Here is a 15,265-nt window from a genome sequence, read left to right as displayed (position 1 = left end):
GGCCGATTGGAGTCTTCGTGCGAACGCCTCTCGCTTTATCCGGTTCCCTATGGCGCATATGTTCATATCATCCGGCGAAATGATCGCCGATCGTCGTTTCGATTATGGACGCGATCTGGAACTCCGCGGCGATCTTGCCGGAGCTGCCGATCTGTTCACGCAAGCAATCGAGCTTGTGCCGGATTTCGCCTCCGCCTGGTTCGCGCTCGGCGACGTCCGCGAACGGCAGGGTGACAAAACCGGCGCAATTGACGCTTTTCGGCGCGCAAAAGCGGCAAATGGTGTCGATTTTCTTGGGGCAGACTTGCGGCTGTTGCGGCTGACCGGTGGCAATCTTGCGGCCATGTCGCGGCACTACGTCACCACGCTTTACGATCAATACGCCCCGAAATTCGAGCAATCCCTGGTCGGCGAACTCAGCTATCGCGGGCCTGCACTCCTGTTCGATGCGGTGACTCGCACATGCGAGACAACCGGACGGCCAATGACTTTTGACCGCGCCATCGATCTCGGCTGCGGCACTGGGCTCGCCGCGCGGGCATTCGCAAACTGTACCCGAGAATTCATCGGCATTGATCTATCCGCCGAGATGATCAAGCGCGCGCATGCGACAGGCCTCTACGAGACACTCGAAACCGCCGACGCCGTCGAAGGCCTTCGTCATCACCCCGATGCGAGCGCCGATCTCGTGCTGGCTGCCGACATGATGATCTATATCCACGATCTCGCGCCGCTGTTCTGCGAAGCCGCACGCGTGTTGCGGCCAAGCGGCCTGTTCGCCTTCACGGCAGAAACGCATGATAGCGACGGTGTCGCGCTCGGGGCCAGCCTCCGCTTTGCGCAAAGCGAGACGCATCTGCGCTGCCTGCTGCGCGATGCGGGCCTCAGCATCGAACACATCGACAACGCTTCGATCCGCACCGAACGCAAAGCGCCGGTGCCAAGTCTCGTGATCGTGGCGTCGAAATCCTGATCCAGCCTGCGTACAAGGAAAAACCCCGACCTTTCGGTCGGGGTTTTATCGTTTGACGCTTTGTTATCGTAATCAGTACTTCGCAACGACCGGAGTGTTGAAGTGATAGTTCAGGCCGGTGCGGAAGATGTGCTCGGTCACGCTGGTGCTGGTGACGATGCCCGGGATAACCGTGTCGGTCTTGCGGCCGAGATCGACATAGAGATATTCGGTCTTGCTGGTCCAGTTCGGTCCGAACAGGCCAAGCAGCTTGAACGGAGTCTCGATGCCCGCACCGGCAGTCCAGCCGCTCTGGGTGTTCGAAAAGCTGACAGAGCCAACTCCGGTATTCAGCGCGGTCTTCACGCCGCCATAGGCATAACCGCCGGTGACATAGAACAGGGAAGAACCGACCGAGTAACCGAGACGACCACGAACGGTGCCGAACCAGGGCAGCTTGTGATCGTAATTGACGGTGCCGAGAACGACAGCCGTCTTCTGGTCACGCTGGCTGGAGGCCTGAATGTCAGCTTCGAGGCCGTACACCCAGTTGGCTGCCTGCCAGTTATAACCGATCTGGCCGCCGCCGTTGACGCCATCCGGATTCAGGCTGAACTGTTCGCCAGGGCCGCCCACCGGTCCGAGATAGGTGCGATCACGACCGGTGCCGGAGCCGACGTTGCCGCCGAGGTACCAACCGGTCCAGTTGGCCGCAGCCACCGGAGTATAGGTGCTGTTGCCGCCGATGCGGTAGTTCAGACCGACGCGGAACAGGTTGTCGCGCAGCTCGGTGTTAGCGACCTGGCCGGTAGCGCCAATAGCGGTGCCATAGCGGTTGCCAAGGTTGAGGTAGAGATATTCGATCTTGCCGGTCCAGTTGCCGCCCAGCGCAGCTTCGACGCCGCTGCCGATAGTCCAGCCGGTTGCCGTCCGATCTGACGTAAAGGTGCCGGCGCCAGCTTCGGTGATGGTGCTCTTGACGTTGCCGTAAGCGAAACCACCGGTGAAGTAGCTCAGAACCGGGCCGCTGGCGAGACCGACGCGACCGCGTACGGTGCCGAACCAATCGGAGCTGGTGTTGTACTGAACGGTGTTCGCGCCGAGCGGACCAACAACATTAGCGCCGCCGCCGGTCAGGCCGCTGCCCTGGAAGTCGGCTTCAAGGCCGTAAACGATCGGACCGAGCAACGAATCGGTCTGCCAGTTCCAGCCGATCTGAGCGCCGCCGAAACCACCCTGCGGCGAGCGGTAGATGGAATCGCCCGTGTAGCTGTGGGTGATGCGATCGCGACCGATGCCGACGCCAGCGTTCACGCCGATATAGAAGCCGGTCCAGTTGTAAACCGCAACGACCGGAGCCTTGTAGTAAGGGGCCTTCACGGCCAGGTCAGCGGCCTGCGCGGTGACGGCGGTTCCGATCAGCGCGGCGCTGGCGAGGAGGATACGTTTCATGGTGGACCCCATTTGAATTATTCTGGCAGGATAGGGGAGTCGGCTCCGTCTGGCTGTATCCCGGCAGCCACACCTGATCAGATTGCAGCAGATGGCCCGGGACGCAAAAAGCGCGGTTAAGTAAGCGTTTAGCGATGGTTAGCCGGCATTGCGCGATACACATGCGACCGTCGATGAGACTTCCCCGGCCTCGCTCGCGAACGACACCTGCAATCGTCGAGGGATTGCCAAGCCTGGCGACCCCGCACAGGATGCTCTCCGGCCGATAGACCGCGAACATACGCGGCGGCTCAAAAATGCCCGCAAGAGGCGGGCACAAGGGGAGAAACAACGAAATGCCTCCACGCCACCATTCCGTCCTCGCGCTCGCGGCCGGTGCCGCGATGCTCTCGGCCGTGACCTCCGCAGCCCTCGGGGCGGACAAGAAATACGATCCCGGCGCCAGCGACACCGAAATCAAGCTCGGCCAAACCGTGCCGCATAGCGGGCCGGGCTCGCTCTATGGCGTGCTCGGCCGCGTCGGCGAAGCCTATTTCCAGATGCTGAACGAGAAAGGGGGCATCAACGGACGCAAGGTCAAGTTCCTGACCTTGGACGACGCCTATAGTGCGCCAAAGGCGGTGGAGGCCACACGCCGTCTCGTCGAACAGGAGGAAGTGCTCGCACTCTATGGCTCGCTCGGGACTGCCCCGCAGACGGCCGTGCACAAATATCTCAATTCCAAGGGCGTGCCGCAGCTGCTGCTCAATACCGGCGCCTCGAAGTGGAATGACCCGAAGAACTTCAAATGGACCATGGCCGGATTGCCGCTCTATCCGACCGAAGCCCGCATCCTCGCCAAGCATGTCGTCAGCGTGAAGCCGAATGCCAAGGTCGGCATCCTCTATCAAAACGACGACTTCGGGCGTGACTTCCTTGCCCCCTTCAAGGACGAACTCGCCAAGGCTGGCGGCACAGCGAAAGTGATCGCGGAAGTCACCTATGACCTCACCGATCCGACCATCGATTCGCAACTCATCAATCTGGCGAAGTCGGGCGCGGACGTTTTCTACAACATCACCACCGGCAAGGCGACATCGCAATCGATCCGCAAGGTCGCCGAACTTGGCTGGAAGCCGCTGCATCTGCTGTCCGCTGGCTCGACCGGACGCTCGATCCTCAATGCCGCCGGCATCGAGAATGCCAAAGGCATCGTCGCGATCCGGTACGCGAAGGAAGTCGGCACGCCGCAGTTCGAGAAGGATCCGGAAGTGATGGCCTTCGAGGAACTGCGCAAGAAATATCTGCCGAATGTGGATCCCGACAACACAATCGCCTATGCCGGCTACGGTCAGGCGGTGACAATGGCCGAGATCCTGCGCCGCTGCGGCGACAACCTGACGCGCGAGAACGTGCTGAAGCAGGCGCAGACCCTCGCCGGCTTCCACTCTCCCTATATGCTGGACGGCATCACCTACAGCTACACGCCGGACAACTATACGCCGATGAAGACACTCTATATTTCGATCTTCAACGGCAAGGACTGGGATATCTCCGAGAAGCCGATGACGGAGTAACGGACACGCCCGTAGGGCGGATGAGGCAAAGCCGTAATCCGCCGCGGAGCCTCCGCCATGAATTCGGCAGGCGGATTACGCTTCGCTCATCCGCCCTACGGCTGCTCGCAATGACGGCGCTGAGCACCTAGATTGGTCTTGTGTCGCCGCGTCAATCCATAGCCAAAACCGATCTCCTGCCACCGACCTTCACCCGCTGGTTCACCCAGCGGGGCTGGTCGCCGCGTACCCATCAAATTGCGTTGCTGGAGAAAGCCCACGCCGATCGTTCCGTCCTGCTGATCGCTCCGACCGGCGCCGGCAAGACGCTGGCAGGTTTTCTGCCGACATTGGTGGAGCTGAGCGACAGGGCAAACGCCGTCCGTCCCGCCGGCCGCGATGTGCAGCGAACCGCCGGATTGCATACGCTCTACATCTCCCCGCTCAAGGCTCTCGCCGTCGATATCGCACGCAATCTGGAAACGCCGATTGCCGAGATGAAACTGCCCATCAAGGTGGAGACCCGCACCGGCGACACGCCGGTGTCACGTCGCACACGGCAGCGGAAATATCCGCCGGACATCCTGCTCACGACGCCGGAGCAACTGGCGCTGCTGTTGTCATCGGACGATGCTCCTTTCCTGTTCTCGTCGCTGAAGCGTGTGGTGCTCGACGAGCTGCATGCGCTCGTAACATCCAAGCGCGGCGACCTGCTGTCGCTCGGCCTCGCACGACTATGGAAACTGGCGCCCGACATGCGCGCCATTGGTCTTTCCGCCACGGTCGCCGAACCGGAGTCGCTGGCGCGTTTCCTCGTGCCGCAACCCGTCGGCGAAAGCGTCTCCGCCGACATCGTCGTGGCCGGCGGCGCAGCCGAGCCCGTGGTGGAGATGCTCGACACCAAGGAGCGCCTGCCCTGGGCCGGGCATTCCGCGCGCCATGCGCTTGGCGAGATCTACGACCTCATCAAGGCCAACAAGACCACCCTCGTCTTCGTCAATACCCGCAGCCAGGCCGAGATGCTGTTCCAGGATCTCTGGCGCGTGAATGATGACGGCCTCGCCATCGCCCTGCATCACGGCTCGCTCGACGTCGGGCAGCGCCGCAAGGTGGAGGATGCCATGACCGCCGGCAGGCTGCGCGGCGTGGTGTGCACCTCCTCGCTCGATCTTGGCATCGACTGGGGCGACGTCGATCTCGTGGTCAATGTCGGCGCGCCCAAAGGCTCGTCGCGGTTGATGCAGCGGATCGGCCGTGCCAATCACCGCATCGACGTCCCCTCGCGCGCGGTGCTGGTGCCGGCGAATCGCTTCGAAGTGCTGGAATGCCGCGCCGCCATCGATGCCGTGGCGGAGAATGCGCAGGATACGCCGCCGCTGCGCACCGGCGCGCTCGATGTCCTCGCACAGCATGTGCTCGGCTGCGCCTGCGGAGCCCCCTTCCTCGCGGATGAACTCTATGACGAAGTGCGCTCGGTGGCTCCCTATTCGGAACTCTCGCGGACCGACTTCGACGACACCGTCGATTTCGTCGCTACCGGCGGCTATGCGCTGAAGACCTATGAGCGTTTTGCGCGGATCAAGCAGGACAAATCTGGCAAATGGCGTGTCGCCAATCCGAAGGTGCGCCAGATGTATCGCATGAATGTCGGCACCATTGTCGAGGAAGCGATGCTCAAGGTCCGGCTGGTACGCGCGCGCGGCACCGGCAAGGGATCGACCGGCACCATCGCGCGCGGCGGACGAATGCTCGGGCAGATCGAGGAGTATTTCATCGAGAATCTCTTGCTCGGCGATACTTTCGTGTTCGGCGGCGAGGTGGTGCGTTATGAAGCTCTGGTCGAGGATCAGGTCTATGTCTCGCGCTCCAACGACAGTGATCCGAAAGTGCCGTCCTACATGGGCGGCAAGTTCCCGCTCTCGACCTATCTCGCCGAACGCGTACGAAAACTGCTCGACGATGAACGGGCGTGGAAGGCCCTGCCCGATCAGGTGCGCGAATGGCTGTCTTTGCAGGCGCATGTCTCCCATGTGCCGGGCGTGCGCGAGCTGATGGTGGAAACCTTTCCGCGTGCCAATAAATTTTACCTCGCCTGCTATCCGTTCGAAGGCCGGCTCGCGCATCAGACATTGGGCATGTTGCTGACACGCCGGTTGGAGCGGGCGCGGGCGCGGCCGCTCGGCTTCGTCGCCAATGAATATGCACTGGCAGTCTGGGGGCTCGGCGATGTCGCGCACATGATCCGACAGGGCCGTCTCGATCTCGCAGCGTTGTTCGACCCGGACATGCTGGGTGACGATCTAGAAGCGTGGCTTGCCGAGTCTGCGCTGATGAAGCGTACATTCCGCACCTGCGCCGTCGTCTCCGGCCTGATCCACACGCGCTTCACCGATGCGGAGAAGTCACGCCGGCAGGTCCTGTTCTCGACGGACCTGATCTATGACGTGCTGCGGAAACATCAGCCCGATCACCTGCTGCTGCGCGCCGCGCGTGCGGACGCCGCGACCGGCCTGCTTGATCTCCGACGCTTGAGCGATATGCTGACCCGCATCCAAGGTCACATCGTCTATCGGGAACTCGATCGCGTTTCACCGCTCGCGGTTCCCGTGATGCTGGAGATCGGCCGCGAGCAGGTCTATGGCGAGGCCTCCGACGCGCTGCTGGCAGAAGCAGCCGAGGAACTCGTGAAGGAAGCGATGGAGTCGTAGGATGGGCAGAGCGAAGCGAAACCCATCAACTCCTTAATTTCGCGCTCTGAAGATGATGGGTTTCGCCAACGCGCGACCCATCCTACAACAAGCCATGCTTACTGAGTCGCTTCCCATCGACACGAGTTCCGTCACCGTTGCTGGCGTCACGCTGGCCGCGGACCTGTCGGGCGCGCTCTACTGGGACGAACAACGGCTGCTGGTGGTCTCCGACCTGCATCTCGAAAAAGGCTCGAGCTACGCCCTGCGCGGCGTCCTGCTACCACCCTACGACACCATCGCCACCCTCGGCCGTCTCGGCGCTGTCATCGCGCGGCACGATCCGAGGACCGTGATCGCCCTTGGCGACAGCTTTCACGATCGCGACGCGCATGAGCGCCTGTCGCCCGCGAATCGAGACATGCTCGGCGCCCTGCAGACCCGGCGCGACTGGATCTGGATCTCCGGGAACCACGATCCGGTGCTGCCGAGCGATCTTGGCGGCACGGTTGCGAATGAAGTCGCGATCGGGGCGATCACGTTTCGCCATGAACCGACCGGTGCCGTGGGCGAAATCGCCGGACACCTGCATCCGAAAGCCCGGATCAACGCACGCGGCCGCGCCATGGAACGGCGCTGTTTCGCAACTGATGGACTACGTGCCGTGATGCCGTCCTTCGGCGCCTATACAGGCGGCCTCAGCATCCGCGACGCTGCTTTCGCAAAGATTTTCCGGACACTCGGCTTCGTGGCCCATGTGCTCGGCGATCATCGCATGCACGCCATCGCGGCGTCGCGCTGCCGCTAACGAAACCGCTTGCCCGGCCTTCAGGCTGCCGGCTAGCTATTGCACGGTAAGGTGACCGGACAGGCGGAGCGAGATGTCGGACACGTCCCAATCAAAAGCCGACGACCAAGCACCCGGAAAGTCTTCACCAAGGAAATTTCTCAGGGCTCTCGGCCCGGGCCTGATCACCGGCGCCTCCGATGACGATCCGTCGGGCATCGGCACCTACAGCCAGGCCGGCGCCCAGCTGGGTTACGGCATCGGCTGGACCATGCTGCTGACCTTTCCTCTCATGGTCGCCATCCAGGAGATTTCAGCCCGGGTCGGACGGGTCACCGGTCTCGGTATTTCCGGCAATGTCCGTTGCCACTATCCACCGGCATTGTTGCACGGCATCGTGGCGCTGCTGTTCCTCGCCAACACGATCAACATCGCCGCCGATCTCGGCGCCATGGCCGACGCCACCAAACTGCTGATCGGCGGTCCCGGCATGCTCTATGTGGTGGGCTTCGGCGTGTTATCGATCGGTGCGCAGATTTTCTTCGACTATCGCCGTTATGTCGCCGTGCTGAAATGGCTCACATTGTGTCTGTTCGCCTATGTCGCGGCGCTGGCGGTCGTGAAGGTCGACTGGCATGCAGCCCTGAGCGGCCTCCTAATGCCACGGATCACATGGAGCGGCGACTATCTGACGACAGTGGTGGCAATTTTGGGCACCACCATCTCACCCTATCTGTTCTTCTGGCAGGCTTCGCAGGAAGCCGAGGATGAACGGATCGATCCCGACAAGGCCCCGTTGATCGAAAAGCCGCTCGGCGCCGCGATGGAATTTTCCCGAATCCGTGCCGATACGATCGTCGGCATGGCTTTCTCCAATCTGATCGCCCTATCCATCATCACCACCGCCGCGGCGACGCTGAATGTCGCTGGCAAGACCGATATCCAGACTTCCGCACAGGCTGCAGAAGCATTGCGCCCGATCGCTGGCGCCTTCGCGGAGATCATCTTTGCGCTCGGCATCGTCGGTACGGGCTTGCTGGCGATTCCGGTTCTGGCAGGCTCGACGGCCTATGCTGTCGGCGAAGGCCAGCGGTGGCTGGTCGGCCTCGATCGCAAACCGCGCGAAGCCGTGGCATTCTACGGCGTGCTGGCCTTGTCCGCAGCGATCGGCATCGCCCTGAATTTCACAGCGATCAATCCCATCGAGGCGCTGTATTGGAGCGCCGTTATCAATGGCGTGCTGGCGGTCCCGGTCATGATCCTGCTGATGACGATGTCGCATAGCGCCGATGTGATGGGCAGCTTCAAGATTTCTGGTCCGCTATATTGGCTCGGCTGGCTGGCCACCGCGGTCATGAGCGTTGCAGTGGTCGCGATGGCTGTGGGCGTCTTGTTCTAGTCCCGCCGGAACACGATGGACGCCGCCCAGCCTGACAGCAGCGCCATGATGGCGGTCATGACGCCGTAGACGAAACCATGATTGCGGGCGGCGTTGGCAACGAACTGCTCGAAGCCGACCTTGACGATATCGAAGGCGGTTTCGGTCTTGGTGATGAATGCACCATCCGCGAACAGCTCGATCTCGACATTATAGGTGCCGATGGGCACTTCTGCGGGCAACGGGATCGTGGTGCGGAACAGTGTCGGAGTGAGGAAAGTTACCGCCGAGGTCTCCTCGCGATAAAGACCATGCTCCTTGCGCAGGCGCACGAAGGAGCTGCGGAACGGATCGGTGGAGACGACGTCGGCAAAGTCGGTACCTACGCGCTGGGTCAACAGCACGTTGTTGATGCCGAGCTGTTGACGGCGCTGCACGTCCACCGGCGCGATGGCATCGATGGGACGATTCGAGAACACCGCAAGATAAGACGGCACCTGCAGGAACTCGCGCGATTCCGTATTGATCCAGATGCCGAAGCGGCGCTGCTTGCGCCAGGTGACGAGATCGGTGCGCGGACCGGAGACCGTGACGACAAGGTTGTAGTTGGCGCGCGCCGGCGGCGTCTTGTCATCCTTCTCGACGGAACCGAACAGAACAAGCTCCTCGCCGGCATAGTTCGGCGTCACCGTGACGCGGTGGTTCGAAACCGAGACGATCAGCCGCTCGGCCCGCAAAGGCGTCGCGGCGTCAAGCATTAGCACGAGGATCGCGATCGCCCAGGTCCACATCATGACCCACCGCCCCCGGCCAGGTCGCGGATGGTGAACAGATCCTCCGGCTGAATGACGAGCTGCGCCGCGAAGCGGATGCCGACGGCCAGGATCAGGAGGCCGAGCAACAGGCGCAGATGCTCGCCACGGATCTTCTGTCCGGCGCGGGCGCCGAACTGAGCGCCGGTGACACCGCCGATCATCAGGATCAACGCGAGTACGGCATCGACGAGATGATTGGTCATCGCATGCAGCATGGTGGCGATGACCATGGTGACGAGGGTCAGCACCATGGATGTGCCGATCACCGTCGCGGTGGGTACGCGCAGCCAATAGATCAGGATCGGGATCAGGATGAAGCTGCCGCCGATACCCATCACTGCGCCGATAAAGCCGATGACGAGACCGACGGCCACGACCGGAAGCACCGAAAGATAGATCTTCGAGCGTTTGAAGCGCATCTTCAGCGGGAGGCCGTGCACCCAACTGTGGCTGCCGGAGCGCCGGAACGAGACCGGATCGCCGCGCCGAAGCCGCATCAGCGCACGCAGCCCCTCCCAGAACATGGCGCTGCCGACGCCGGTGAGCAGGATCACGTAGGACAGCGAGATTGTGAGATCGAGCTGGCCCAGACTGCGCAGCACGGTGAAGACCCAGACGCCAAGAGCTGTGCCGGCAATGCCACCGGTGAGCAATACCGTGGCCAGCGCAGGATCGATGGCACGGCGGCGCCAATAGGACAGCGCGCCGGAGAACGACGAGGCGGCGATATGGCTGGCCACCGAAGCCACCGAGACCGCCGGCGAGATACCGACGAAGATCAGCAGGGGCGTCATGAGGAAGCCACCGCCGACGCCGAACATGCCCGAGACGAAGCCCACCGCGGCGCCCATCGCCAGAATGAGCAGCACGTTGATCGGAAGGTCGGCGATCGGGAGGTACAGTTGCACGCGCGTTCGCTTCGAGATTGGCGCCGCTTCGGGCCGAAACCACGCGCGGCATGTTCTTGAGGCGGCGCGGATGTGGGCCGCAGTTTCTCTTAGACGAAATCGCCAGTCGATGGGATCAAAGATTCCGGCAATGCCCCGTTTTCACCCGATCCGGCCCGGCATTTTCCGCAGTGGTAAATGCCTTGGGTGCAAAGCTTGATCTCAACTCCTTTGTACGGGGACGGTCACCAGATTCATGGCCGATGCCTCACCGCTGCTCAGCCAGTGAATCTTGTCGGTCGCCGACATCGCCTCCACCACCGACGAGGATACGCCCATCTTGGTCATATAGCTGAGCACGAAGCCCATGGTGCGCTGCGCAGAGGCGACCGGATCGTCGCCCGACTTCGGCGACGTGAAGCGGTGCACGCCGAGGCGCGAGCCTTCGATGCCGATACGAGCCTTGCCGCCGGCATAGGCCGTCACGCAAGCACTGGCGCAGAAGGATGGCTTGATTCTGCCATCGGCATCCGCGGTCCCCACGGCGGTCGAGAGACTGCGGGCGCGAATGGTCTCGCCCATGATCATGGACTGGCTCAGGTTGCCGCCCGGCGACGACATCAGCACGATATCGCCGGGTTGCAGCTTGGCCTGATCGAGTTGTTCGCGAAACCAGGTCGCACTGGCGGCGCCGATCTTGCCGGAGATCGCCAGCGCCTTCCGGCCGCGGCCGAAGTAGTCGGGATCGACATTCTCGATCACCTCGGCGCTCATGCTCGGCGAGACGTAGAGATCCTTCCAGTAGGACCACGCTTCCGGAGACGACAGGTCGTTATAGGCACGAATGCCGAGGCCGCCGAACAGAAGCACCGCGAAAGCGATGGTAGTGAGGCTTGGCCGCCAGCGGCGCAACGGTTTGGGATCGGGCGGAAACGGATGCGATGGACGCTGCGGCAGCGGCGCCGCAACGCGCGGAGTGCTCCAGGGGCCCGCAGACGGAACGGATTGCCGCGACTGCGGGTCGTCACCTTGCAAAGACAAATCGATTTCCTCACGCTCCAGGATTTCCGACACGCGGTCACGTGCCAATCTGATGAAGCTTTGTTGAGGAAATAAGACCGCAGGTTCGAGCTCGAGGCCGGTCAGTTGCGCACAGCGGCGTCCCGGCTGAAGCGCAGCAACCCCTGGCCTCCGAAATCAGCGGGACGCCCGCCTGGTGGTCGCGGATTTGACGGCCTGCGCCGGCGCAGCATCCCAGCCACCGGCAGGAGCGGCCACGTTGACCGCGTCTTCCGGCTGACCTTCCGGCACAAAGGTTTGGATTGCGAGCTTCGCCGCAGCCAGCGACTGCGGATCGAGGCGCTTCGCCACATCGTCACGCTTCTTGCCGGCATCGACATCGCCTTGGGCGGCGGCAAGGCTGAACCATTTGAAGCTTTCAGCGAGGTTCTGATCGACACCGATGCCTCGGGCATAGAGAATGCCGAGATTGAACTGACTGTCGGCGACACCATGATCTGCGGCCTTGCGGAACCAGAGTGACGCGCTCTTGTAGTTCGCGCCACGCGTACCGCCATCGGCATCGAGTACCGCAAGGTTATGCATCGCCTTGGCGTTGCCGCGTTCCGCTGCCTGCATGTAGTAGCGACGCGCGACTTCCCAGTCCTTTTTCAGGCCGAGGCCCTTCTCGTAAAGCGTGCCCAGGCGGAACATGCCGGGCACGACGCCGGCCTGCGCGGCCCGATCGTACCACTTGGCGGCTTCCTCATAGCTCTGCGGCACACCGCGGCCTTCGGCATAACGCACCCCGACCTCGAAGGCGGCAGTGGCATCGCCCTTGATCGCGGCATTGCGCAGCGCCTCGCTGCCAATGCCCTCGGGCAGCTTTTCGCCGGCAGGAATTGCGACCGCACCAAGCTTCTGGCCGCTGGGCGGCAGCAGCGACGGTGCGGCAGGTGCGCTCGACTGCGGCGCGGCAATGCTGCCGGTGACATCCGGCGATATATAGGGAACCGGCGCCGCCTGCGGCACCGGTGCAGACTGCGAAGCAGGTGCGACGTCAGGCGCCGGCTGCGGCGCGACCAGCGACTGCTTGCTGAGAGGAGCCGGCGTGCCGATGGACGAGGCCGGCGGCTGCGGCGGGGAATCTGCCGCCTTTGGCGCGTCGAGATAGAGCGGCGGCGAATGGCTGTTGGTCGCCACGGGCGGCTGCGAACCACCGTCGTCCAGCAGCGTCATTGCCATCTTGAACGAGCCGAGCACGACCACGACCACGCTCGCGCCCACCAGCAGGGAACGGATCTTCGATCCAAGTGTCGATGGTGCCTTGTCGCCCTGGGCTTGCGGCGACGCTTTTGCGGCTTTTGCCCCCTTGGGGGTCTCGCCCGTCACGGCAGCAGCCTGCGCGGCTCGACGCGCCGCCGCAATGAAGCTGGATGCGCTCGCCGGCTCCGGGGCAGCGCCGGCAATCTCGCTAATCGCTTCTTCCGATGCAGCAATGCGTTCCGATGGCGAAGCACCGCGTCCCAGCGGACGCGTACCGGGCTCGAGCGGATGGTCCGGCGGCAATTGCGGATCGACCATCGGACGCGGCGACGATGGACGCTCCACGGTAACCGGCGGCGCGGTGGGTTTCGACGCCGACTTCGGGTCGAGAATGTCGCTGATGGCCTTCGGCACCTGGAAGGCGGGCGCAGGTTCGCTGGAAATCGCGGTCGCCGCAAAATCGCGTGGTGCGGCATCGAAATGCGCCTGCGGCGGGCGCACATCGATTTGCGACGGTGCCGTCGCCTGCGGTTTGACCGGATTGGACAGTTGCGGGCGCGGCGATGTGTGCTGCATAGGCGCCGCCTGCATCGGAGCGGACTGGATCGCTGTAGCCGATGCAGGCTGCTGCGGAGCTGGACGTGCGCTCGCCGTGCGCAGATCGCCTTCGATTTTGGCCAGACGATCAACCACATGCCCGAGAGTCGAATGCACGACCTCCAGCGAATCCTGCATATGACGGTCAGTTTCCGACTGGCTGAAGCGCATGTCGGACAATTCGCGCTTCAGGGAATCGACGACACCGGCATCAGCGGAGGAGTTCCGGGTCTCGTTCAGCGCCGCAGCAAACACCGACTGCTGACGTTCGAGATGACGCAGGATGTCCTGCAGACCATCCTCGACACGGCCGAGATTGTTGGCGCGCGGATCGCTGATACTCTCCATCCGCTCAAGCAGATAGGACACGCGCTGCTCAAGATGCGTGAAGGCGGACGACTGATCGTTGCCGACCGGCAGGTGATCCAACCGCTGCGCCAGCGCCGCCAAGGCGCTCTCCAGATGATCCGAGCCCGCGACCTGCGGACGATCACGATTTTCGAGTGTCGCGGTGAGCGTGACAATGCGCTGCTCGAGCGCGGCGAACATGCTGCTGTCGCTGTTCTGCGCGAGCTGGTCGACCTTGGCCGACAGTCTTTGAAGATCCTCACTGAGACGACCGACGGTCTCGTTAGACGCGACATTGGAAACAATGGCGCGCAGCGCGGTGACGGCGCCTTCGAGCTGCTCCAGCGTACCGGGATTGTCGCTTGAACGCACGATCTGGTCGATCTTGCCGCCGAGATTGCGGAGCGCCTCGTCGAAGCCGGCAAGCTGCTCGGCCGGCGTCAGCATCTTTAGGGTCTTGTGGATATCGCCGAGCGCGGTTTCGAGATTGGCGAGCACATCGGCATCGATGCCGCTCTGCCTGTTCTCATCGATACGGCGCGACAGCGCACGGACTTCACTTTCGATCGACTCGATGGCACGCCGCGGCAGCGCCTCGGTTACCGCATTGCGAATCTCGGCGAGTTCGCTGCGGAAGGTCGCTATCGACTGCTCAATGCTTGCGTTCGGTCGCTGCAACGCGTCGATCTTGCTGGTGATTTGCGAGAGCTGACGCTCCAGCCCGGACATGTCGGGCATAGCAGGCGACGGCGTGGCATATGGGGCGATGGGTGGCGCGTAGCGCGGCGCCATCCGCGGCGGGCCATCGAGCTCGCCCTGGCGTGCTGTGATCTCCGCAACGGCGAAATCAAGCGACAGCGGATCGGACTGTGGCGCCGAGCTGTAAACCTGATTGGCCGCATGCTCGACCATATCGGGATTCGGACGCGGATCGTAATGCCCATAGGACGGGGCCGGATGACGCGGTTGTTCGTTGATCTGCGACAACCGCGCGTCGAGGCGCGAAATGGCGTCGTTGAGCTGACGCGCGACGCCAGGCTCGTTGCTGCCCCGCTGACTCGGGCGCGAGAACGCCTCGATCTGACGGGCAATCGCATCGAGGCGCTCGTGAATATCGGCAACTTCGGCAACCTCGCGCTGCGGCATTGCCGGACGAGAGGGCATCGCCGGACGCAACGAATGGCCCGGACGTGCCTGGTAACGCGGAGGCTGCGGCGCGGCTGCGGCTGCCCCATGATCGACATGGTCATCCACCGCCGAAGTGATCGGGGATTCGCCGATGGTGGTGTTCAGCCAGTCCGTAAGAGACATGCCGGCGCGGCGCGCGGCGGCTTCGGCCCGTTCGCGAACCGATGGGTCCATCCCCTCAACACTCCACGATACGCGCGAATTCATGCTTTGGTCCGGTTACGAGCCTGGCGCATTACCCGCGCCTGCAGCTTCCGCCGCGCGTCCCAAGATGAAGAAATTCGATACGGGAGCGGTGCGGTCTGCCTCACTCCGGACTTTTCAGGGTTAGGGTAAATAACGGGTTAAGGATGCCCGCCCCGGTGCCTTAAATG

Annotated in this window: 10 protein-coding genes; 5 read left to right on the top strand and 5 right to left on the bottom strand. The window is 63.0% G+C overall.

Annotated features, from left to right (window positions below):
* The first annotated feature begins 58 nt into the window (after positions 1-58).
* Positions 59-973, top strand: coding sequence for a class I SAM-dependent methyltransferase (locus E0H22_RS03110; RefSeq protein WP_347340822.1), 915 nt, complete (start codon positions 59-61; stop codon positions 971-973).
* A gap of 72 nt (positions 974-1,045) precedes the next feature.
* Here E0H22_RS03110 and E0H22_RS03105 read toward each other — a convergent pair whose 3' ends face one another.
* Entirely contained in the window at positions 1,046-2,404 is a 1,359-nt protein-coding gene (locus tag E0H22_RS03105; RefSeq protein WP_233024290.1) for an outer membrane protein, read from the bottom strand.
* 383 nt (positions 2,405-2,787) lie between these two features.
* Here E0H22_RS03105 and E0H22_RS03100 point away from each other — a divergent pair, with 383 nt between their 5' ends.
* The 4 genes from E0H22_RS03100 to E0H22_RS03085 all read left to right on the top strand — a co-directional run bounded on the left by E0H22_RS03100 (position 2,788) and on the right by E0H22_RS03085 (position 8,812).
* Complete coding sequence (locus E0H22_RS03100) at positions 2,788-3,960, top strand: ABC transporter substrate-binding protein (RefSeq protein WP_233026100.1); 1,173 nt, start codon at positions 2,788-2,790, stop codon at positions 3,958-3,960.
* 140 nt (positions 3,961-4,100) lie between these two features.
* Positions 4,101-6,647: a ligase-associated DNA damage response DEXH box helicase gene (locus E0H22_RS03095; RefSeq protein ID WP_233024289.1), complete on the top strand. Its 2,547-nt coding sequence runs from the start codon at positions 4,101-4,103 to the stop codon at positions 6,645-6,647.
* 94 nt (positions 6,648-6,741) lie between these two features.
* Positions 6,742-7,434, top strand: coding sequence for a ligase-associated DNA damage response endonuclease PdeM (gene pdeM, locus E0H22_RS03090; RefSeq protein WP_233024288.1), 693 nt, complete (start codon positions 6,742-6,744; stop codon positions 7,432-7,434).
* Positions 7,435-7,507: 73 nt separating this feature from the next.
* Complete coding sequence (locus tag E0H22_RS03085; protein WP_233024287.1) at positions 7,508-8,812, top strand: NRAMP family divalent metal transporter; 1,305 nt, start codon at positions 7,508-7,510, stop codon at positions 8,810-8,812.
* Here the strand turns inward: E0H22_RS03085 and E0H22_RS03080 are convergent.
* The 4 genes from E0H22_RS03080 to E0H22_RS03065 form a co-directional block, all read right to left on the bottom strand.
* Positions 8,809-9,585: a TIGR02186 family protein gene (locus tag E0H22_RS03080; protein ID WP_430715207.1), complete on the bottom strand. Its 777-nt coding sequence runs from the start codon at positions 9,583-9,585 to the stop codon at positions 8,809-8,811. The genes E0H22_RS03085 and E0H22_RS03080 overlap by 4 nt on opposite strands.
* Complete coding sequence (locus E0H22_RS03075; protein ID WP_233024286.1) at positions 9,582-10,514, bottom strand: sulfite exporter TauE/SafE family protein; 933 nt, start codon at positions 10,512-10,514, stop codon at positions 9,582-9,584. Before E0H22_RS03075 ends, E0H22_RS03080 begins: the two co-directional genes overlap by 4 nt.
* A gap of 201 nt (positions 10,515-10,715) precedes the next feature.
* A complete protein-coding gene (locus tag E0H22_RS03070) occupies positions 10,716-11,534 on the bottom strand; it encodes a COG3904 family protein (RefSeq protein ID WP_233024285.1) in 819 nt (272 codons plus the stop codon).
* Positions 11,535-11,690: 156 nt separating this feature from the next.
* Complete coding sequence (locus E0H22_RS03065; RefSeq protein WP_233024284.1) at positions 11,691-15,098, bottom strand: tetratricopeptide repeat protein; 3,408 nt, start codon at positions 15,096-15,098, stop codon at positions 11,691-11,693.
* Positions 15,099-15,265 lie beyond the last annotated feature (167 nt).

Source organism: Rhodopseudomonas boonkerdii (genome assembly GCF_021184025.1).
Lineage (GTDB): Bacteria > Pseudomonadota > Alphaproteobacteria > Rhizobiales > Xanthobacteraceae > Tardiphaga > Tardiphaga boonkerdii.
The sequence above is the reverse complement of the archived record's forward strand: the minus strand, read 5'-3'. Positions and strand labels throughout refer to the sequence as shown.

Excerpts from the sequence above, each read along its gene's own strand:
- E0H22_RS03100 (WP_233026100.1), top strand. The coding sequence starts at position 2,788 with ATGCTCTCGGCCGTGACCTCCGCAGCCCTCGGGGCGGACAAGAAATAC.
- pdeM (WP_233024288.1), top strand. The coding sequence starts at position 6,742 with ATGCTTACTGAGTCGCTTCCCATCGACACGAGTTCCGTCACCGTTGCT.
- E0H22_RS03085 (WP_233024287.1), top strand. The coding sequence starts at position 7,508 with ATGTCGGACACGTCCCAATCAAAAGCCGACGACCAAGCACCCGGAAAG.
- E0H22_RS03065 (WP_233024284.1), bottom strand. The coding sequence starts at position 15,098 with ATGAATTCGCGCGTATCGTGGAGTGTTGAGGGGATGGACCCATCGGTT.
- E0H22_RS03080 (WP_430715207.1), bottom strand. The coding sequence starts at position 9,585 with ATGATGTGGACCTGGGCGATCGCGATCCTCGTGCTAATGCTTGACGCC.
- E0H22_RS03110 (WP_347340822.1), top strand. The coding sequence starts at position 59 with ATGTTCATATCATCCGGCGAAATGATCGCCGATCGTCGTTTCGATTAT.
- E0H22_RS03105 (WP_233024290.1), bottom strand. The coding sequence starts at position 2,404 with ATGAAACGTATCCTCCTCGCCAGCGCCGCGCTGATCGGAACCGCCGTC.